Here is a 22,701-nt window from a genome sequence, read left to right as displayed (position 1 = left end):
GGTCTAATCCCATTTAATTACATCTGTGCTTGCCTTGATGAACTGTGCCAGCCTGAGCCCGATATCGACAGCTTGTTACCCTGGAATTTTAAAACATAGGTGTAGTTCGCTAGACGCTCACTCTAAACCCGCCAAAAGCTTGTAAAAAACTCACTTCTTGAGACTCAGTTTTCAGCTGACTTGATTCGTTTGATCCCCATGAAAATAATAAATCATCAATTTCAGCAATCGGCTGACTATCGGGCCTAGTGGAGCTTGTCTTTTTATGAGTCTCTGTTCCAAAATATTCATTCGCTATGGCGTTATTTCTTATTAGTACACAAGTGTCGGGTAGCTCTTGGTCAATTCTATTTGCAAAGGTGCTTAGTGTTTCTTCGGCGAGGGTGAATAGCCAAGCTTCTTGGTTGGAGGAATTATTTACTCTTAATATACGGCCAAGCACCTGCCTAAAATAAAGCTCAGTTTTAACTCTGCTTAAATGGCAACACACTTGCAGCCTAGGTATGTCAGTACCTTCCGACACCATTCCAACGCTTACAATCCATTGCGTGTTGCTAAAGCGAAAATGGTTAATTCTATCGCCAGCATCACTTTCTTTGTAAGTAACTATGGTTGCTGATTGATGAAAAAGGTCGGTGAGTACAGTCACTATCTGCTCTGCATGCTCAACAGAAGAGGCCACAATTAACCCTGCGGCATTGCTATTCTGCTGGCTAATAGTGGCGAGCTTACTTACTCCTTGAGCAATAATATAATTGATTACAGCTTCGTGCTTAATCAAATCCTGGTAGGAAATCGATGGATCTTTTAGCAAAGACTTTAATGAGTTATAGGTTTTGGTTTCCTGTTTCGTGGTTGTTACCGAAATTTCTTCATTATCAATTAAAACAATTTTAGGGTTACGGCATACGCCATCATTTACCGCCTGTTGCAGCGAGTAAGTGTAATTACATATTATTTTATTATCAGGGTCGCTATAAGTTGCCAGCGCGATAGGAAGAAGGTCAGAGCGCCAAGGTGTGCCTGTCAACGCTAACGTAAAAGCAGCGTGCTGTTGAATATTTTTAACAATATCTTGCCCCCATACATTGGCATCCTCAATGCTCGAACCAGCACAATGGTGTATTTCATCAAACACCACCAACACGCGGTTGTTCCTTAATAACTTCCAGTAATCGTCATTAAAAAAGCGCATGTTTTGATAAGTATACGAGCAACCAACTGAGCCAATAACACCGTCAAAATTACAATTTAACCGTTTAGCAAACGTCTTTCTAATACCATTGGCCACCTCACTAGAGGGTGAAAAGCAAATCACAAAGTCTATTTGCTTAGTTTCAAATAAATACGCTGCAACTTCTGCCGCCAATACAGTTTTACCGGCCCCTGGTGTAGCTAAACAAAAAAAGTGCTTATGGCTTTGAGAGTAATGCTTTTTAACTGCCGATAAGCAGGCTGATTGCCAATCCCTTAGCATGGTTGCTTTTCTTTTATTTTATTACCCAATAAAGTCTGCAAAGCATTTATTTTGCCAAGTAATTTAATCGACTTTTCCTTTGCTTGAGTGTGATGCAGCTGCAACTGTACTTGCAGCTTAGGGTAGCGTGCAGAAAGGCGCTGATACTCTTTAGCTTCTTCAAGTACAGTATTTAAATCAATCTCGTATGTTAATAAATCTTTTTTAAGTTCTTCTTGGTACTCAATAACTTTAACAGTTTCGGTCGAAATATCAGAAGCGCCAATATTTGCAGTATCTATTTGTTTTACTTTGCCTCGCCTTGAAGTAGGGACGATTTCTAAACTTGAAAAAAGCTCTGTTGTTGAATATATAACCTCCTTAGCTCCCTTGTTTAATTTATTGGTTCGTCTTAAGAGTCCATTTGCAACATTGCGAGTTAATTGACGATATATAAACTTTCGGGTTTCTACTGGATCAGTAAACTCAGATTGTTCATGCAATAAAGCATCTTTCGCTTGTGTTACAGTGAAGTTATTCATCTGTTTGATTACCAAAAGAAAATGTAAAAATACATTCATATTCGCTTTCTTACTCATTGCTAAACCTTATAACTCACCATAAACTTAGGATTCCTAAGTATACATGCTCATGTAAAAACTAGACAATCATTTAAATGTGAGAGTTACCAAGATGAAGCAACAGTGCAGGTTAAATCCTTTTTTACTGAGCGTCTTAAAGAGGCTCGAAAGCGAATGAAAATAAGCCAAAAAGAGTTAGGTATTAAAATGGGGATGGATCCAAGTTCAGCCAGCGGCAGAATGAACCATTACGAAACAGGTCGCCATATGCCCGACCTAGCTACTTTAAAAAAGCTAGCGTCCGAGCTAAACGTTCCCGTAAATTACTTTTTTTGTGAATCAGAAGAAAGCGCAACACTGGCGTGTTTAATCGAAAAGCTTGATGACGAAGGTAAGCGTAAGCTCATTCAATTATTAGAATTAGAGCTGTAAAGTACACGTATAATCAGGCGTAAATATATGCCTGATCCATTTAATCGTTTTTAATAAAAGCATCTTTTTAAAAATCATTTTAAACCTCTTTTTAATACCAATTTATTACTAATTAACACTCAAAAAACCACGACCTTTGCGGTATGATAAGCCAATAATTATATTGATATTCTTGCAAAGAGAGACCACATGGACGCTGCATCAAAAAAGCCTGCAACAAAAAAAGCCACAAAAAAAACACAAGTCGGGTTTGAAGAATCCCTTTGGGATGCCGCCAATAAACTGCGCGGGAGTGTTGAGTCAGCCGAATATAAGCACATTGTTTTAAGCTTAATCTTTCTTAAATTTATTAGTGACAAGTTTGAAGGGCGTAAAAAAGCCATTGCTAGCGAGTACGGTGATGAGTACATCGACATGGTTGACTTTTACGCGATGGATAACGTGTTTTATCTCCCAAAAGACGCACGTTGGTCGTATATTCAAACCAACGCCAAGCAAGGCGATATAGCCGTTAAAATAGATACCGCACTACACGCGGTAGAAAAAAACAATAAATCACTTGCCGGCGCATTGCCAGATAACTACTTTTCACGCTTAGGGCTTGATGCCAGTAAGCTCTCAGCGCTTATCGATACCATTAATAATATCGACACTATTGCCAACCAAAACGAAAAAACAGAAGAAGACTTAGTTGGCCGTGTTTACGAATACTTTTTAGGTAAATTTGCTGCATCTGAAGGTAAAGGCGGGGGCGAGTTCTACACGCCTAAGTCTATTGTTACCCTAATAGCCGATATGATTGAACCATTCGAAGGCAAAATTTACGACCCCTGTTGTGGCTCGGGCGGTATGTTTGTGCAATCGCTTAAGTTTATTAATAGCCATAATGGCAACCAAAAAAACATATCTATTTACGGGCAAGAGTACACCAACACCACCTATAAACTGGCAAAAATGAACCTAGCTGTGCGTGGTATTTCGGGCAACTTAGGCGATGTAGCGGGTGACACCTTTTTTAAAGATCAACACCCCGACCTAAAAGCCGATTACATAATGGCAAACCCACCGTTTAACCAAAAACAGTGGCGCGCCGATAACGAACTCGTCGACGATGCCCGCTGGGCAGGTTATCCAACACCGCCTACCGGTAATGCCAACTATGCGTGGATCATGCATATGATCTCAAAACTTAGCGAGCATGGCACCGCAGGTTTTGTACTGGCTAATGGCTCAATGAGCTCTAACACCAGTGGCGAGGGCGATATTCGCCAAAAAATAATTGAAAACGATTTAGTCGATTGTATGATAGCCCTACCAGGGCAGCTGTTTTACACCACGCAAATTCCGGTGTGTTTATGGTTTATAAGTAAAGACAAACGCGGTAATAACGAAAAAGGCATTCTAAAACGCCGCGACCGCCAAGGCGAAACGCTATTTATAGACGCCCGCGAAATGGGCTCTATGGTTAACCGCACCTTAAAAGAGCTCACTAACGACGACATAGCTAAAATAACCGAAACCTACCATATATGGCGCGGCGAAGAGCTAAGCTTAGATACAGAGCAAGAGTACCAAGATGTCGCCGGTTACTGTAAATCAGCCACCCTTGCCGATATTAAAGCGAACGACTACGTACTTACCCCTGGGCGCTATGTCGGCGCTGCCGCTATTGTAGATGACGGCATCCCGTTCGAAACCAAAATGAATGAACTTAGTCAAACCCTTTATAGCCAAATGAACCAAAGCGATGAGCTTGATAAAGCGATTCGTAAGAATTTGGAGGCGTTGGGTTATGGGGAGTGATTGGCCATTGGTTTCTTTAGGTGATTATTGTGTAAAAATTGGTAGTGGTGCTACACCAAGAGGCGGAAGTAGTGTCTATAAAGAGTACGGTGAAATATGCTTAATTCGAAGTCAAAACATCTACAACGATGGGTTTAAATCTCAAGGACTTGTTTACATAGATGAAGATGCTGCAAAAAAATTAAAAAATGTGGTAATCGAAAAAAATGATATTTTATTAAACATTACAGGTGATTCAGTTGCTAGGGTATGTCTTGCAGTAGAGAGGTATTTACCTGCAAGGGTAAATCAACATGTCGCTATTATCAGGCCAAACCCAAAAGAGTTTGATGCGAGGTATTTACGTTATGTGATTTCAAGCCCATTTATGCAAAAGGTTTTATTAAATCTTGCTAGTGCAGGGGCTACGCGAAATGCTTTAACTAAAACGATGATTGAAACATTAGAGGTTTCTAAACCACCTTTAATAATTCAAAAAAACATTGCGGATTGCCTTGAATCTCTTGACGATAAAATATTTTTAAACAACGAAACCAACCAAACCTTAGAACAAATGGCACAGGCGTTATTTAAAAGCTGGTTTGTTGATTTTGATCCTGTGTTCGACAATCTCCTTGCTAGTGTTGATTTTAAGTTAGAAAGCCTTGAAAACCGCTTGCCTGACAATTTAAAACTAAAAGCGCAGCGTCGCTTAGCGGTACTGAACAGTTTAGAAAATGCGGCCGAATGCAAAGCGTCACTCATTGCACTCGCTCACGAGTTACAAGCACAGCTACCAACAAAAGAAGCAACACAAGCAGCAGTGCAAATATTAGGTAAAACCGCTGAAACACCCGTGAAAGCAAACGTGAGCGCCAACCCTAAAATATTAGCGCAACACGCCAACACCCACTTCCCCAATGAGTTCGAGCACAACGAACAACTAGGCTGGATACCAAAGGGGTGGGAGTCAAAAACTATTGATGAACTATGCAAAATAAACCCAGAATCTTGGACTAAAAAAAACGCACCTGAGGTAGTTAAATATGTTGATTTGGCTAACGCTAAAAATGGGTCTGTGGGTGAAGCTATAGAATATAGTTTTTCTGAAGCACCAAGTCGAGCAAGAAGAATATTGCGACCACATGACACAATCATAGGTGTAGTTAGGCCTGCAAATAGATCTTTTGCTTATGTGAATGAAGATAATTTAACGGGTAGTACAGGGTTTGCAGTAGTTAGAGCAAATAATCAAAATTGTAGAGCTTTTGCATATTTTTCTTTAACTAATGATGATTGTATTCAAGAGTTCACGCGCATTGCTGATGGTGCTGCTTACCCTGCAATAAAACCAGAAGATGTAGCGAAGACATATTGCGTTTACTCCAATAATAAAATCTTAGATGCATTTGAATCTATTGCTGGAAACATCATGTCTGGGGTTGCAAGAAATCAAACACAAACAAAAACATTAACTAAACTCAGGGATACTCTTCTTCCGAAGTTGATTGCTGGTGAGATTACAATAAATAAGGATATTTAAAATGAGCCGTTGGCTTGAAGAATTTGATAACCATCCATTTCAGAATGTTTGGAGTAACTTAAAAACCACAATTGAAGACTCTCAGGTCGATGACGAAACCATAATTACAAATGTTGAGGAATTAGCTCGATTAAGAAAAGTAATTACTTTCTTAGATGTTTTAATTGATTCTATTGACCCTGAGTTAGTACCTCTTACTACCTGGGATTCTTTCCGAACTCAGTCTCAATCATGTCTACAAGAAATAACAAACTATAATAATAACCGAAATATTCAGCATGTTATTAAAGCAAATACATATGCCGATAATTTATTAACTTATGTTCGTCCCTATACAGTTGAATCAGCAAAAGCAGTTAAAGCTACACAAGCAGCTTTTCGTGGATATTCAAAGACAGTGGCTCAAGGGTTAGAAAACTTTAAGAGAAAATCAACTGAGTATTTAGATGAATTTGAAGAGTATAGAAATTCAACTGAAGAAAAGTACTCCGAATTAAAAGGCTTCCATGCAGAAATTACTGATTTACGCCAACAGTATTTTGTAGGTAATGAATCTGAAGACGCCCTAGAATCAAAAATAGATTCAATGTTTACCAAGTTTAGTGATTATTACTCGCAAATTTCTGATTATCAAACTGAACTTTTAGGCAGCGGTAGCGATTCAATTAAAGAAATAATAGAGGAAGCTAAAGTTGAGTCTGAAGACAGTAAAAAATTAATAGAAACAATGCTTCATGATACTGAGAGTAAACTTAAGGAGCTGAAGCTATTCTACAGGGATGTTCATGGTATTGAAGATGAAGATGGAAATTTGAATGGTGGTTTAAAGTTAGAGATTAGTAAGAGGAAAGAGGAACTAGATAGCTTTAAGAAGCAACAACAAATTCGTTATCAAGCATTAAATTCCCAAATTGAAGAATTACTACCTGGCGCAACAAGTGCAGGTTTAGCTACAGCCTATAGAGTTATGAGAAAATCATTTAGTAAACCAATTAAGCAATATTCTTATTTATTTTACTCAGCAGTATCTATATTAACTTTAACAGCGCTCTTATCAAGCATTGATAGTTTTTGGACTGCGAATGAGATCATTAAATTTGTTGATATTACTGATCTTAGTGGACTATTAAATAGCTTGATTCATAAGTTACCTATCATAGTACCGGTAGTATGGTTAGCTCTATTTGCTTCTAAAAGGCGAAGCGAAGTGCAAAGATTACAGCAAGAGTATGCTCACAAAGAAGCTCTAGCTAAATCATATCAAAATTTTAAAACCCAGATAGATAATTTGAATGTACCAGACAGGAAAGAAGAATTAATGGAGAAGCTTCTTTCTGCTGCAATCGATGCAGTTTCTGCAAATGCTTCCGATACTTTAGACAAAAAACATGAAGATAAAACACCAGCGCATGAAGGCTTAGATAAAATGATAAGTTCTTTGGAGAAGCTTAAAGGGATTATTAAATAAGGATGTTTAATGAAATTTACTGAAGCCAAATTAGAACAAGCGGTGGTTGAGTTGTTAGGCGAGCAAGGCTACCCGCATTTATTAGGCGGTGAGCTTACTCGCAATAATAGCGACGTATTAATTAAAGACGACTTACGTGCTTTTTTAAGCAAGCGTTATGCTAAAAATAATATTACAACGGGTGAAGTAGACTCAATAATTGCAAAGCTTGAAAAGCTGCCTGCCAGTGATTTATACGAGAGCAATAAAACCTTTTGTAAGTGGCTAAGTGATGGCTTTTTACTGACACGCGAGCGTGGCATGGTGGCAGGCAACGCAGCGCAAAAAGATTTATATATTCAGCTGCTAGATTACGATAACGTTGAGCAAGGCATTAAAAGTAGCTTAATAGCAGGGAATGCTATGGCTGCTTTAGATAATATGGCTCTCGATAACGTGAATGAAGCAAGCGTTACTTACCTGCAAGACGATAACATTTATCGCTTTGTTACTCAGTTAGAAATAGAAAGCCCCACAAGCTACGACAATATTGAGCTGCGTATTCCCGATGGCATTTTATATGTAAACGGCTTGCCATTGGTGGTGTTTGAATTTAAAAGCGCAATACGCGAACAGGCCCCTATTTTTGAAGCGTATGAGCAGTTAACTATTCGCTATAGGCGCGCTATCCCTCAGCTATTTGTGTTTAATACCTTGTGCGTTATAAGTGATGGCGTAAACAACAAAATGGGTAACTTATTTGCGCCGTATCAGTTTTTTTACTCGTGGGGAAAAGTAAAGGGGCAAGAGCTAACCGCGCAAGAGGGTATTAACTCGTTACATACCTTATTGCAGGGTTTGTTTGATAAAGCGCGCTTGCGCGATGTTATGCGTAATTTTGTATTCTTCCCCGATTCTGATAATAAAAGCGCGGGTAAAAAAGAGATAAAAATTGTTCCGCGTTACCCGCAATATTATGCGGCTAATAAACTGTTTGAAAATATAAAGCAGCATTTAAAACCACAAGGTGATGGTAAAGGCGGTACGTACTTTGGCGCAACGGGGTGCGGTAAAAGTTACACCATGCAATTTTTAACACGCTTATTGATGAAAAGCGTTGAACTTAAAAGCCCCACCATTATTTTAATTACCGACCGAACCGATTTAGACGACCAACTTTCGCAGCAGTTTGGTAATGCTAAAACCTACATTGGTGATGACACGGTAAAAACTGTTACCAGCCGGACTCACTTACGTGAGTTATTAGAGGGCCGTAACAGTGGCGGTGTATTTTTAACCACTATTCATAAGTTTACCGAAGACACCCAGTTATTAACCGACCGCACTAACGTTATTTGTATTTCTGATGAAGCGCATCGTAGCCAAGTTAATCTTGATCAAAAAATTACCATTACCGAAAAGGGTGTAAAAAAGACCTTTGGTTTTGCTAAATACCTGCACGACTCACTGCCCAATGCCACTTATGTTGGTTTTACTGGCACGCCAGTAGACGCGACTTTAGATGTATTTGGTGAAGTGGTTGACTCATACACTATGACTGAGTCGGTTAAAGATGAAATAACCGTACGCATTGTTTACGAAGGGCGCGCCGCTAAGGTGTGTTTAAACAATAGCAAGCTGGCAGAAATTGAAGCCTATTACAAAGAATGCGCCGATGCAGGCAGTAACGAGCTGCAAATAGAAGACAGTAAAAAAGCCACCGCTAACATGAATAGCATTTTAGGCGACCCTGACCGCATACGTGTATTAGCAAGAGACTTTGTACAGCACTACGAAAAACGCGTTGAGGAAGGCTCTACCATTGCTGGCAAGGCGATGTTTGTGTGTAGCTCGCGTGGTATTGCTTATCAGCTGTATCAAGAACTAGAAGAGCTACGACCACATTGGTTTGATGTAGTGGATACCGATGACGCGAAAAAACTATCAGATACCGAGCGAAAGCGCGCCATTAGCGAAGGCCGTATTGCTGCCCCCTCTGAAAAAGTAAAAATGGTAATGACGCGTGGCAAAGACGACGTTGAACGCTTATATAATTTACTTGGCAGTAAAGACGAGCGTAAAGAGCTTGATAAGCAATTTAAAAACAAAAACTCAAACTTTAAAATAGCCATAGTGGTAGACATGTGGCTAACCGGTTTTGACGTGCCATTTTTAGATACCATGTACATAGATAAACCACTGCAAAAGCACAGCTTAATACAAACCATTTCGCGGGTTAATCGCCAGTTTGAAGGCAAAGATAAAGGTCTAGTAGTAGATTACATTGGTATTAAATCTGAAATGAATAAAGCGTTAGCGCAGTATTCAAAAACAGACGAAACCAACTTTGAAGACATTACCGCCTCCGTTATTGAAGTAAAAAATCACTTAGCGTTACTTGCTCAGTTATTTCATAAATTTGACAGCAGCGCGTACTTTACCGGCGAAGCCGTTGCCCAATTAAATTGCTTAAACCACGCCGCTGAGTTTGCACTAATTACCGAAAAGCGGCAAAAGCGCTTTATGGATTTAGTTAAGCGTTTAAAAGCCGCCTACGATGTATGTTGTGGCAGTGAAAAAATTAACGAAAACGAGCGTAACCACATTCACTTTTACCTCGCTATTCGCTCTATTATTTACAAGCTAACCAAAGGTGAAGCGCCCGATACCGCGCAAATGAACGCCAAAGTACGTGAAATGATAAGCGAAGCCCTACAAAGCGACGGCGTAGAAGAAGTATTTAAACTCGGCAATGAAGAAGGCGGCGAAATCGACATTTTTAATGACGACTACATCGCCAAAATAGAAAAAATAAAACTCCCCAATACTAAAATTAAAATACTGCAACAAATGCTAGCTAAAGCCATCGGTGAGCTTAAAAAAGTAAACCAAACCCAAGGTATCGACTTTACTAAACGCTTTGAATCGCTGGTACAGCGCTATAACGAGCGAAAAGAAGATGACGTACTTGTGAGTAGCGTACTTGATGACTTTTCAGAAAGCATGGTTGATATGATTTATAGCATACGCGACGAAATGAACGCCGGTGATGAGCTAGGTATTGATATTGAAGAAAAAGGCTTTTACGACGCGTTAAAGGCACTTGCCGTTAAATACGACTTTGACTACCCCGAAGATAAGCTAATTGAGCTCGCCCAAGCGGTAAAAGTAATTGTAGACGACAAAGTAAAATTTGTTGATTGGAATCACCGAGACGATATTAAATCATCACTTAAAGTAGAGCTGATTTTAGTGTTGGCTAAATTTAAATACCCACCAATCAGCCGCGATGAAGTGTACAAAGAAATATTTGAGCAAGCGCAGAGTTTTAAAGTAAACCAAGGAATATAACTTGTTATGGTTATAAGTATCTTAAGTTAAAGGGATCAGCAATCTAATGAATTCATCAATTAGAAAAATAATACTAGATTTAATTATTGCTACAGAAGGGCCTTTTGATTTTGCCAATAACAGGGATGAAGGGTTTATTCCATTCTTAAATGAGATATGGGACCTAAAGTCTATGCCGTCTGAGGACAGCAGATTTAAAAATGCTGAGGGTGACATAATTCAGCATACAATCAATAATGATGATTGGGATTATCATGAATTATTTGAGCAACGTTTAAAGCTTCTTGATGACGAAACTAAGTTTATAAAATTCTTAGAAGTTTTTTTACTACCAAAGTATCAAACCTCTCCCGAGCAGACTTACTATTATATTGAGAAAATTAACGGTATTTTAGAAAGTGAAGATCTAACCCTTGCTACTATAAGTTATGAAGGTGATTACCCTGTTCTCGAGTTAATGAATAAAGATACTCTAGATAGACCAAGTGATGTTCCAATTAATAAAATCCCTTTTTATGTAGTCGCATATCCAAACATGAGAGTAGGTCGTTATGTCAATACTTTAGAAGTTGATAATGAAAAGCCAAGTAAATATTTTCTCCTAATAGCAGATAATTGGGATGACTATTCACATGAAACTTCGTTTGTATTAGTTCTTTTTAATAACAAACAAAAAGTAGACTTGGGCCTTGTTAAAATAGCCAGTAATAAAAATAATTATACAATACAAGCTCTACCGTCTGAGTTTTTTTCTTTAGGTGAAGAGTTCGTTTCACTTGGACAGGATGAAGATTATTATAAGAACTTAAATAAAACTTTTGAGAAATCACTTTCATCAGTGCTTTACTCATTAAGAGATGCGGCTTTTTTTACCGAAATTTCAGAAGAGTTTGAAAACACAAATGTGTTTAAACAGTCTCTAACTAGAGATGATGAAGCTGAAAGAATACATAGAACAGCAAAGCCAATGATTTATGGTTCTGATTTAAATAACTTATATTCCTTTACATATAAATTTTGTCCTAAATATGCCGATTCATGTATTGATGTCCCTTTTAAATTTTCGACAGACAGTCTTTTACCAAAAAGAATGATTGCCTTGATAGGCAAAAATGGTGCTGGAAAAACACAATTACTTACCACTTTACCTTTAGAAATAGCAAAGGAAAAAAGCGAACTTTTAAGTCCTCACAAACCGATTTATAGTAAAATTATAGCCGTTTCTTATAGCACATTTGATAATTTTGAATTACCAAAAAAGACATCAAATTTTAATTATATTTATTGTGGTTTAAGGGATGAAAAAGGGGATCTAAGAAGTAAGAAAGGTCAGTTGCAAAAATTCCATCATACGTGGAAAAGAATAACTACTCTTGGCCGATTAGAAAAGTGGAAAAAAGTTATATCTAATTTTTTAGAACCTGAGTTGATAGAGCTATTTATTAAACTTGATCCTGTAGATAGTGACAAACTTTACTTTGATGCGCATGGGTTTAGTAAAGCTAGGGAGTCACTAAGTTCAGGTCAATCTATTGTTCTTTATGTAGTTTCTGAAATCGTAGCGAATATTAGACTTGATAGTTTACTGTTATTTGATGAACCTGAAACTCATCTTCACCCAAATGCTATTAGTCAACTAATGAACGGCATAGCAGAGCTTATTAATGAATTTGAATCTTACTGCGTTATTGCTACCCACTCTCCAATAATTATCCAAGAGATGTTTTCTCGAGATGTTTTAGTTCTTTCCCGAGAAGAAAGTATCCCCTCGGTGAAAAAAATTGGCGTTGAATCGTTTGGGGAAAACCTCTCCGTAATTACGGAGGAAGTTTTTGGTAATAGATCAATCCCTAAATTTTATGAAACAACGATGAAAAAGCTAGTAAGGCGTTATAAAACATACGATGAAGTTCTTGAAATATTAAAAGAAGATAATTTACCGCTGAGTTTAAACGTACGATTGTACCTTCAGGTTTTAGTTGAAAATAATGCTAAAAATTAGAGCTTATGAAGAAGACTCTTTCTCTTTCTACAAAGGTATTGTTAAGTCTAAAAGGAATACAGAGTCAAAACCAGATATTAAAGAAGAGCTTGCTGTAATTTCTGATACTCAATCACAATACTTTGAAGATTACGATGATGCATTCGATATGGACTCGCTAGCTTTAATGCAGAGCATGCCATACAGTGAGAATAATAAAGTTAATTTAAAGTCTTTATATAATTATAGAAATAAAAGAATTCAAGCATTAAAAAGTACACTTACTACACACCCTCATCATAGAGATCATATTTTTAATACTTGTCAAAACTGTACTATAAATGATGTTGACTCAATGGATCATGTACTAGGTCAGACGGAATTCCCAGAGTATTCTGTTCACCCTAAAAACTTATTTCCATGTTGTAGTGATTGTAATAGAAAAAAATCAGATAAATTTGTTGATGATAAAGGCTCACAGTTATTTTTAAATTTGTTTATAGATGACTTACCCAAATCACATTATCTTAAAGTAAGATTTGAAGCCAATTGGATGCCAAGGTTCTATTTAGAACAGCCTGACGATGTGACTGATGATGTGTTTAATCTAATTAAAAATCATTATGAGAATCTAGATCTATTGGAAAGATTTAGAGGTAAAGGCGGAGAAATTATTAATAACTTAAAAGCTATTATTAAGAGCTATAAAGGGCTAGAAATTAATATAGGGGATAAAATTAATGAGCAATGTAAGGATCTGGAAACCTATTTAGGATACAACCATCGGCAGGTAGTTATATATCGTGAACTAGCTGCTTCACAAGATTTCATTCAACATTGCATGACTTAATCAGAGTGGGGCAGCACACTTACCTCAAATAGGGGAGTACATTCAACTTTTAGCTAATATTTTAATAAATTACAATATTTACCGATTTTTAACTAAGTTCCCATTATTGGCTTTAAAATTTTGAATCCGTTTGGCTGTTGTTCATTATTATCAATGTAAAATAAGTACATAGATCAAGGAAATTAAATTACACAACATGTACTTTAATTCTCAACATAACTTATTGTTATAATTAGATTAAAAAATTAGTACACAGTAATCACTATAAACAACATCTAGTATTGGACATAGTAAAGCTCTAATTATTTTAATACCGTGATTATTCTATGGTTGTTGGTTGCTATATCTTATTAAGGAAAACATTATGAAAAAACTAATTATACTAAGCGTACTTGCTTTAACTGTTGCGTTAACTGGGTGTGCTACTACAGGTAGTGCATCACCAAGCGAAAAACGTTCACTTGTACAAAGTATGAAAACAAATACATTAGATAAACTATACGCTGAAAAACCTGATGTTAAAAAACAAATTGCTAATTCGGCTGGTTACGCTGTTTTTGATAACGCGAACGTAAATGTTGTTTTAGCCAGTTTTGGTGGCGGTTACGGCGTAGTTAAAAATAACCTTACTGGTAAATCGACTTACATGAATATGGGTGAAGCCGGTTTAGGGCTTGGTTTAGGTGTAAAAGATTTTAACGTTGTAATGGTTTTTCATAACCAAGCTGCACTAAATAGATTTATTGAACATGGTTGGGCATTTGGCGGAAACGCTGATGCAGCAGCAAAATATGAAGATAAAGGCGGTGCACTGGTTGCCGAAGCAATTGCAGATCAAGTTACTGTATATTCTGTAACCGAAAATGGCCTTGCACTACAAGCTGTATTAAAAGGTACCAAGTTTTGGGTTGATTCAGAGCTTAATTAACCACCAAATTACTCTCCTAAAAGCGAGCTGGTTTATATAATCACACTCGCTTTATTAAAATCCACTCAATTTAACATAACGTAATTTATGGGTAATAGCTACCTTTGGGGAAAGGTAAAACCCTCTGATGTTCATGTTCAGTTAGTACAACGCTAGAAATGGTCTGCTAGAAAATCCAATCTATGTACAAAACTCTTAAGTAAAAACCTTAAAACCCAAGATTTATATTTACTTAATTTACAGGATCAATTACTTCTTATTATTGGTGAAATATCTGAAAGGACAGAAAGTTAAGCCTTTGTAGGTGAAGCCCTACATCATGATAGATATAAGAAAAAATCTGATATGCCTTTAAAAATACAACCTAGAATACTAAATGTTTTTTTTATAATATTCTCAAGCCCAAAAATAGCTTCAAGAACAGTGATTATTGTTAAAATTAAAATCTGTATATTAGTATTTGTTTGTAATAATTCAAGTCTTCCTTGGACAAAATCATTCATTGCCCACTTATTAGGAACGTCATATTTCTCATCATTTTTATGATTTACATCATATTGATATGTATAAATGGTTACTTCTTTATCCTTTGCTTCAAACTCAGCTTCTATCCATATTGGACCAGAGATAGCCATTGTAACTACGTCAAAATAGATCTCTGTACTTTCATTAGGATTTAGCTGTTTAATATTGGGCTTTTTATTTGAGCTTACAACCATGTTCATTGAACAAAGAGTAATTTTAAATTTGCTTAGAAGAGCTCCAGAGAACAACTCATCTCCTATGTTTGTTATTTTGAAGCCGTACTCAAAAGGTTCACCTTGTACTAGATGATTTTTTTTTCTAAAGTTAAAAATTTTATTTTTACTATTCTTAAATATAAACTCTAATCTAATTTTATTAAATTTTTCTATACTAGTAATCTTATGTGTTGATTCCATCTTATTCCCTATTTTTGATTCATATATAAAATAATTTTTTATGTTTCAAGTCCATGAATTGTTTTCACTTTTAATATTACCGTAACTTTATTATATGATTACCTTTTTATCTATAAATATATCTATTTATAGATTTATTATGCCTCTAACTATTATATTAACTTTACAATAGTCAGCTATTAAATTACTAATATGGCTTTGAATCGAAACTTTCATTATTTAATTTTTCATCAAACGCCTCAGCCAACTTTTCAGTCTCACTAAAAACGGTATTCCAATATTTAATGCGTGTATCTGCATCAAGATCGGTAAAGTCGTTTCTGTCTGGGATTTTTCCGTAAGGTAAGCTTGCTATAAATTCTTTTGATGGAGTGATCATTACCACATTATCGTAATTAAGTGGTGATACTTTACGTTTTAAATTTTTATCGAACCACCCTGCTTTTGGCTCACTATTAAAATGCGGATATAAAATAAGTCCTGGGTTATTAATTTTTAAGTCAAAGTGGTAATCGATAATTCCGCCGTCGCGATATATAAATTTTTTATACTTTTTTATTTATATTTTTGTATTGGTAATAGCCTTAGCTTTAAATAAAAAAGGGCTACACGCCCTTTTTTATTTAACTATATTGCTTATATAAATTATATTTTTCTTTTGTGTGTTCAGAAAAGTAGTCTGTGTATAATCATTTTTTAGTAAAATTAAATAACTATATTTCAATTATTTAACTAATATATATAATAAAGCTGCTAAAACACTCCCTATTATTGGACCAACTACCGGGATCCATGAGTAACCCCAGTTACTATCAATTTTACCTTTTATTGGTAATAAAGAATGTACAATTCGCGGGCCTAAATCTCGAGCTGGATTTATTGCATATCCAGTAGTCCCACCCAGAGAAAGTCCAATACCCCAAACAACAAAAGCAACAGGTATAGCGCCTATTGAACCTAAGCCTATTTTTACGCCAGAGCCATCGTCAATTTCAGCTGAAGAGAAGTAAAAAACACAAATTAATAAAACGAAGGTCCCTATTATTTCACTAAGTATATTTCTAAACGTATTTGGTATAGCTGGAGATGTACAGAAAACAGCTCGTTTTAAGGTGGGATCGTCAGTGGCATCGAAATGATCTTTATAAACTGCATAAACTAACGAAGCGCCAACCATCGCGCCAATAAATTCCGCTAAAATATAACTTGGAACTTCGGACCATGGAAATGATCCAGCTACGGCTAAGCCTATTGTTACTGCAGGGTTAAGGTGTGCTCCACTATAGGGACCGGCAACAACCACGCCGATAAAAACACCAAGTCCCCAAGCAGTGGTAATCGTCATCCAACCGCCGCCATGGCCTAGTGTTTTCTTTAGTATGTCATTGGCTACAACCCCGCCCCCAATTAAAATAAGCAGTGCAGTTCCTAGTATTTCAGCTAAGAAAGGTGACATTTTAATATTCCTTATTAATTATAAACATAAAACCACCCTCAATAATGATATCTATTGCATAAGTATAAACCATGAATATTTTGAAACTTTTTTACAGCTGAAAATTACCATAAGATAAGTATCAACTTATTTATTTTTACGCTTGGAGTATTTAGTGGTATCATAAAAATAGTCTCCACTAATAAACCTTAATAGATATGTTGCTATGGTTTTATAGTTAAGCGGCTTATTATTCGCTTTGTACTTTTTTTACCGCATTACACCATCCGGCATATAATTCATCACGTTTTGATTTAGTCATGTTAGGAACAAATCGTTTATCGCAATTCCAGTTAGTCGCTAATGATTCAAGTGATGGGAATACACCCGCTTTTAAACCTGCTAAGTAAGCTACACCCAAAGCAGTAGTTTCACTTATGGTCGAACGGTCAACTTCGGCTCCTAAAACATCTGACAAAAATTGCATAAGCCAGCCATTTATTACCATACCGCCATCAACTCTTAGTACCTGTGGTCTTACGCCATCAGCTTCCATTGACTTTTGAAGGTCTTTAGTTTGAAAACAAACTGATTGTAATCCAGCTGTTACGATCTCTTTTATACCCGTATCTCGGGTTAAGCCAAAAATTGCACCTCGCGCATTAGAATCCCAATAAGGAGCACCTAATCCTGTAAAAGCGGGTACCATATATATACCGTGATCTAGTGAGGTATTGCATGCAAGTGACTCTGTTTCTTCAGCTTTTTGGATTAATTGTAGACCGTCTCTAAGCCATTGAATTGCAGCACCTGCAATAAAAATACTCCCCTCTAGCGCATAAGTTGGTTTCCCATTTAATCTATAAGCTACTGTACTGAGAAGTCTATTTTCAGATTCAAGTACTTTATCGCCAGTGTTAACCATCATAAAGCATCCTGTACCATAGGTACTTTTAGCCATTCCTGGTTGAAAACAAGTTTGCCCAAATAACGCTGCCTGTTGGTCTCCTGCCATTGCAAGAATAGGTACTTCGTAACCTAAATAGCGTTCATCTGTTACACCAAAATCATCTGATGAATCCATTACTTCTGGTAACATCTCTATTGGCACATTCAGAAGTTCAAGTAATTCCACGTCCCATTCTTGGGTATGAATATTAAAGAGCATAGTTCGCGAAGCATTCGTTGCGTCTGTGCGGTGCTCTTTTCCGCCTGTCAATTTCCACAATAAATAAGTGTCGACAGTACCGAAGATTAAATCGCCTTTTTCTGCTTTTTCTCTAGCATCGGGACAATTTTCTAAAATCCAATTTATTTTAGTTGCAGAAAAATATGGGTCTATTAAAAGGCCGGTTTTTTTTCTAATTAACTCTTCTTTTTCTGCGGCCCTTAAATCATTACATAACTCTGACGTACGTCTATCTTGCCATACAATCGCGTTATAAACGGGCTCACCAGTAATTTTATCCCATACTATTGTCGTTTCACGTTGGTTAGTAATACCAATGGCAATAACCTTATTGTGTTGAGGGTCTAGGTGTTTCATTACAGCTGTCATTGTTTGCTGTACAGAAGCCCAAATATCTTCTGGTTTATGTTCTACATAACCATCTTTTGGAAAGTGCTGGTCAAATTCTTGTTGTTCTAGGTATGCAATATTACCATTTAAATCAAATAGCACACTTCTAGAACTAGTCGTACCTTGATCAATTGAAAGGATATAGTTATTCATTATTTTTTCACTTTTACTTTCGGTTATTTTCGTTTTTGTACTATTACATGGATTAATTGCTACATACAACAAAAATACAACTTTAATATATAATTATTTATATGTGATTTTCATTTGTTAGCTCTTAACCTATAATTTACTATTAACTAAATTTAAAATGCGAAAAAAATGACTCAAGACCAAAGACACGAATCCATACTAAAATTATTAAAAGAAAGAGATTCAATTTCTATTGAAGTACTAGTAAGTCATTATGAAGTTACACCACAAACAATAAGACGAGATCTGGCTTATCTTGCTAATTTAAATAAATTGAGACGTCATCATGGCGGCGCTAGTGCCATTTCAAGCATTCAGAATACAGCATATCAAACTAGAAAAATCATGGACTTAGAAGCTAAACAAAAAATAGCACAGCATGTAGTTCGTATGATACCTAATGGCTCTTCCTTATTTATAAACATAGGCACTACAACAGAAACAATCGCGAAAGCACTTCTTGGTCATGAAAATTTGAAAGTTGTAACTAATAATCTTAATGTTGCGGCTATATTAGGTGTTAAGAAAGATTTTTCTGTACTTATCGCAGGTGGAGAAGTTAGGCACAGAGATGGCGGGATTATTGGTGAGACCACAGAGGATTTTATTAAACAATTTCGTATGGATTTTGGCATTATAGGTATTAGTGGCATAGAAGAAAATGGTGCGTTACTTGATTTTGACTATCGTGAAGTGCGCGTAGCCCAGGCAATCATTGAAAATTCACGTAAAGTTTTACTTGCTGCAGATCACTCTAAATTCGGTCGGTATGCGATGGTAAAATTAGGTAATATCTCACAGGCAGATAACTTTATTACCGATGCTCAGCCACCCGAAAGTATACTTACTTTACTCAATGAGCACGATGTCGAACTGCATATCGCTCGGTAAAAGCTTAACATAACAGTTAAATAGATTTTCCCTCATCATGGGGAAATCATGAGCTTTCCATTTTAGCTACAGCATGATCGAATAGGTTTCTTATAAATAGAAGTCCCATACAATTAATTTTTGATGAACATTTTTCAATAATATCCGACGAATAACTGCAATCTAAAGTCGAATATAAGCTTCATGCTATCTTATTCATTCTCGTTGTAGGTGTGATCTGCACCGAAGATGGATGAAAAACATTGAATACGTTGCTAATAATGAGATTGATTTGCTTGAAAAATATGTCTCATTTGAAAGTAGTCTTCCAGTTCACAACACTATAGATGGTACTATTCACCTATATCATCTGAAAAGTCATACCTATTGTATTAAATTAGTGATCTATTATAGCGCTGAGGAAATAGCGCGATAACAAAGAAAAATTATGACATAGAGTTGTTATCTCCAATTGCTCTCTGCATTTTCCTGTATTGCTCCCCCTCCTGCCCCTATTCTGTCAGCTATTAATAATTTTTAACGTAGAGAGTTATTTAAGAAGATAAAATGATCATGCTTTTAATAGGATAGATATTACAACAAAATTTTATACGTTGGACACAGGCTGCACATATAGCAACAAACGTTGGCGTTATAGCCATAGATGGTAAAACTATTTGTGGCTTTAATGATAAGAAACCAAAGAGACATACAATCGATATAACAAGCGCTTTTCAGCCGGCAATAGCTGTTGTATCAAGAAAAATAAAGATAGCTAACAATATACCTCCAACTGGCCCAGCCTTGCTTGATTTATCGGATATCAAAACGCCGTAGTAACTATTGATTTAATGGGGTGTCAAAAAACTATAGCGGAAAAAATTAAACTCCTAAGTTTTTTATTGCTTTACGGTGGGTTTGATATAGCTAGACTAACTTTCATTTATGTACTTTAATGTTTGCAAATGTTCGTTATTAAATGTTATTTTTAATATAAAGAAAACCGAAGTAAATAATAACTTCGTACTGTTATAGCTATTCAGAGTCTTAAAATACAATAGTTATCTGCAGTAGCTTGGTCATCCTTGTTAATCAGATCAATTAATTTTTGATTTCGTTTGAAGGCTTACTTGTATCAAGTACTTAAATGTTGGGTAACAAATCTTGAGTTAAATAATAAAAATATCGAAAGTATTTTTATTATTACTCGTATACTTACTTACCTGCATGCCTAGTATAAGTTTTGATAGCACGATAAATACCGTTTAGGACATTAATACTTTAAATTTAATTGAGCTGGTCTAAATAGCTTGATATTAAAATAGGTAATTCAACAAATGAGTCAACTTAGAGACAACAATATTAAAAAACTTCCCCAAGATATTTATGATGTTTTGATTATTGGAGGGGGTATTAACGGTGCTGTATCTGCTGCCGCTTTAGCCGCTAAGGGCGCTAGAGTTGCCTTGATAGACAAAGGTGATTTTGCCGGTTTCACTAGTTCAAACTCATCAAATTTAGCTTGGGGTGGCATAAAATATTTAGAAAGTCATGAATATAATTTGGTTAATAAACTTTGTAAAAGTAGAAACCATTTAATGCGTAGCTATCCTTCTACTGTTAAAGAAATTCGCTTTTTTACAAGTATCCAAAAAGGCTTTAGATTTCCGGCATTCTTTGTTTATTTAGGTACTATTCTCTATTGGTTTATGGGACGTTTTTTTACTAAATCTCCTAGATACCTCAATGCAAAAAAAATAAAATCATCAGAGCCAGTCATTAACACAAAAAATGTAGAGGCTGGATTTGAATATTCAGACAGCTTTTTATTGGATAACGATGCTCGTTTTGTTTTCAATTTTATTCGCTCTAGTATGAGCCATGGGTGTATTGCCGCTAACTACGTAAGTTCGCAGGGCTCTACTCGCTCTAATGATATTTGGACTACAAATGCAGTAGACGAGATGTCTAAAGAGAAGTTTACTATCCGCTCTAAAGTTATTATTAACGCAGCAGGCCCATTTGTTGATCCTATTAACAATACAAATAGTCAAACCACAGCACATCACCATGTATTTTCAAAAGGTATTCACCTTATTGTTGATAAGGTAACTAACAGTAACAAAGTACTGACGTTTTTTGCAGATGATGGTCGGTTGTTTTTTGTGATCCCCATGGGCCCAAAAACGTGTATTGGTACAACCGATACACAAGTTCATAGTCCGCACTCACAAGTGACTGATGAGGATCGAAACTTTGTGCTTGATAATGCTAACAAATTATTAGAGTTAGAAAAGCCAATTACAAAAAGTGATATTATAGCCGAGCGCTGTGGAGTTAGACCATTAGCAATTAAAAAAGACGGTAATGGTAAGGCTGACTGGGTGCAATTATCACGCAAGCACGCTATAGATACAAATAGTGATCAAAAATATCTTTCTATCTTTGGCGGAAAACTAACAGATTGTATTAATGTAGGCGATGAAGTGGCTGATTTAGTCACTGGATTAGGTATTAAGTTACCTTATGAAGATTACAAATGGTACGGTGAACCTGACGACACCGTTAAAAATGAGTTCATGCATCGTGCAAAATTAATGAATTTGGATGGTTTAACACCTAAAACATCTACAGAGGTACTTAGTAAGCGGTTTTGGAGACGTTACGGCAGAAATGCGATTAACATGCTAGAAAAAATTCGTGAAGCACCTGAAAAAGGCGAACTCCTTATTAAGAATTCGGAGTACTTACGTGTGGAAATTGAACACGCTGCTGAGCGGGAAATGATAACTAAACTCAGTGATTTTTTACGTCGACGTTCTAAAATTTCACTGGTTGTAAGAAAAGAAGATATTCTTTCAGATCCTGGTTTACATGAAGTCTGCCAAATTCTATTTGGTAAGGATAATGCTGAAAATAAACTTCAGGAGTACATTGAAGAGATATCTAAATAACCATTTACATCTATTCTTACGACTTTAAAAGCTTGGGTTAAATGTTATAGAAGAAGTCTGTTAACACGATTAAAATTAATTATGTTAACTGACTTCTTATAGCAACTAATAAAACTATATTTTATTTTTAAAAATTAATAACATTTTTAACTTTTTATCAAACGCTTCAGCTAGCCTTTCTGTTTCACTAAAAACTATATTCCAATATTTAATACGCGTGTCTGCATCAAGATCGGTAAAATCGTTTCTATCTGGAATTTTTCGTAAGCGTCTAGCGAACCACACCTAGCATCGATGTTCTGATTATCTAAAAATACCTGCTCAATGATAAATTCGGAGCAGGTGATGAAAACTTACAGAACAAGCGCACAGTGGCAGC

The 22,701-nt window shown here is 36.2% G+C and carries 15 protein-coding genes and 2 pseudogenes; 10 read left to right on the top strand and 7 right to left on the bottom strand.

Annotation, left to right across the window (positions count from 1 at the left end; translation table 11 throughout):
- Window positions 1-109: 109 nt before the first annotated feature.
- Both I6F10_RS18065 and I6F10_RS18060 read right to left on the bottom strand, forming a co-directional pair.
- Entirely contained in the window at window positions 110-1,477 is a 1,368-nt protein-coding gene (locus I6F10_RS18065; RefSeq protein ID WP_197099215.1) for a DEAD/DEAH box helicase, read from the bottom strand.
- Window positions 1,471-2,055 (bottom strand): hypothetical protein, encoded by a 585-nt coding sequence (locus I6F10_RS18060; RefSeq protein WP_197099214.1) that lies wholly within the window; start codon window positions 2,053-2,055, stop codon window positions 1,471-1,473. The genes I6F10_RS18065 and I6F10_RS18060 overlap by 7 nt, the downstream gene beginning before the upstream one ends.
- Window positions 2,056-2,160: 105 nt before the next feature.
- Here I6F10_RS18060 and I6F10_RS18055 point away from each other — a divergent pair, with 105 nt between their 5' ends.
- The 8 genes from I6F10_RS18055 to I6F10_RS18020 all read left to right on the top strand — a co-directional run bounded on the left by I6F10_RS18055 (window position 2,161) and on the right by I6F10_RS18020 (window position 14,351).
- Window positions 2,161-2,469: a helix-turn-helix domain-containing protein gene (locus I6F10_RS18055; RefSeq protein ID WP_318838377.1), complete on the top strand. Its 309-nt coding sequence runs from the start codon at window positions 2,161-2,163 to the stop codon at window positions 2,467-2,469.
- A gap of 189 nt (window positions 2,470-2,658) precedes the next feature.
- Window positions 2,659-4,272: a type I restriction-modification system subunit M gene (locus I6F10_RS18050; protein ID WP_197099212.1), complete on the top strand. Its 1,614-nt coding sequence runs from the start codon at window positions 2,659-2,661 to the stop codon at window positions 4,270-4,272.
- Window positions 4,262-5,794, top strand: coding sequence for a restriction endonuclease subunit S (locus I6F10_RS18045; protein ID WP_197099211.1), 1,533 nt, complete (start codon window positions 4,262-4,264; stop codon window positions 5,792-5,794). Before I6F10_RS18050 ends, I6F10_RS18045 begins: the two co-directional genes overlap by 11 nt.
- A gap of 1 nt (window position 5,795) precedes the next feature.
- Entirely contained in the window at window positions 5,796-7,262 is a 1,467-nt protein-coding gene (locus I6F10_RS18040; protein WP_138561542.1) for a hypothetical protein, read from the top strand.
- A gap of 9 nt (window positions 7,263-7,271) precedes the next feature.
- Entirely contained in the window at window positions 7,272-10,592 is a 3,321-nt protein-coding gene (locus I6F10_RS18035) for a type I restriction endonuclease subunit R (RefSeq protein ID WP_197099210.1), read from the top strand.
- Window positions 10,593-10,638: 46 nt separating this feature from the next.
- On the top strand, window positions 10,639-12,594 hold the full coding sequence (locus tag I6F10_RS18030) for an AAA family ATPase (protein WP_197099209.1): 1,956 nt from the start codon (window positions 10,639-10,641) through the stop codon (window positions 12,592-12,594).
- Window positions 12,581-13,423 carry a hypothetical protein gene (locus tag I6F10_RS18025; RefSeq protein ID WP_138561538.1) on the top strand — a complete coding sequence of 281 codons (843 nt, stop codon included), beginning with the start codon at window positions 12,581-12,583 and terminating at the stop codon, window positions 13,421-13,423. The genes I6F10_RS18030 and I6F10_RS18025 overlap by 14 nt, the downstream gene beginning before the upstream one ends.
- 364 nt (window positions 13,424-13,787) lie before the next feature.
- Entirely contained in the window at window positions 13,788-14,351 is a 564-nt protein-coding gene (locus I6F10_RS18020) for a YSC84-related protein (RefSeq protein WP_024605345.1), read from the top strand.
- Window positions 14,352-14,668: 317 nt separating this feature from the next.
- Here the strand turns inward: I6F10_RS18020 and I6F10_RS18015 are convergent, their stop codons facing one another.
- The 4 genes and pseudogenes from I6F10_RS18015 to glpK form a co-directional block, all read right to left on the bottom strand.
- Complete coding sequence (locus I6F10_RS18015) at window positions 14,669-15,292, bottom strand: hypothetical protein (protein WP_024591020.1); 624 nt, start codon at window positions 15,290-15,292, stop codon at window positions 14,669-14,671.
- A 187-nt stretch (window positions 15,293-15,479) separates the two neighbouring features.
- Window positions 15,480-15,830: pseudogene (locus I6F10_RS18010) on the bottom strand (patatin-like phospholipase family protein); the annotation flags it as partial.
- A gap of 186 nt (window positions 15,831-16,016) precedes the next feature.
- The gene (locus I6F10_RS18005) at window positions 16,017-16,748 is read right to left on the bottom strand and encodes an MIP/aquaporin family protein (RefSeq protein ID WP_024591022.1); all 732 of its coding nucleotides are present in this window, start codon (window positions 16,746-16,748) and stop codon (window positions 16,017-16,019) included.
- 229 nt (window positions 16,749-16,977) lie between these two features.
- A complete protein-coding gene (gene glpK / locus I6F10_RS18000) occupies window positions 16,978-18,459 on the bottom strand; it encodes a glycerol kinase GlpK (protein ID WP_165743955.1) in 1,482 nt (493 codons plus the stop codon).
- 168 nt (window positions 18,460-18,627) lie between these two features.
- Between glpK and I6F10_RS17995 the strand changes: the two genes are divergently transcribed.
- Both I6F10_RS17995 and I6F10_RS17990 read left to right on the top strand, forming a co-directional pair.
- On the top strand, window positions 18,628-19,389 hold the full coding sequence (locus I6F10_RS17995; protein ID WP_165743954.1) for a DeoR/GlpR family transcriptional regulator: 762 nt from the start codon (window positions 18,628-18,630) through the stop codon (window positions 19,387-19,389).
- Window positions 19,390-20,705: 1,316 nt separating this feature from the next.
- On the top strand, window positions 20,706-22,322 hold the full coding sequence (locus tag I6F10_RS17990) for a glycerol-3-phosphate dehydrogenase/oxidase (protein WP_024605636.1): 1,617 nt from the start codon (window positions 20,706-20,708) through the stop codon (window positions 22,320-22,322).
- Between the two features lie 114 nt (window positions 22,323-22,436).
- On the opposite strand, the pseudogene I6F10_RS20330 reads toward I6F10_RS17990, so the two are convergent.
- Window positions 22,437-22,583 (bottom strand): annotated as a pseudogene (locus I6F10_RS20330) (patatin-like phospholipase family protein); the annotation flags it as partial.
- Window positions 22,584-22,701: the final 118 nt, after the last annotated feature.

This window comes from Pseudoalteromonas sp. SWYJZ98 (genome assembly GCF_015864495.1).
Taxonomy (GTDB): Bacteria; Pseudomonadota; Gammaproteobacteria; order Enterobacterales; family Alteromonadaceae; genus Pseudoalteromonas; species Pseudoalteromonas distincta.
This window is presented reverse-complemented; position numbering and strand designations above follow the sequence as displayed.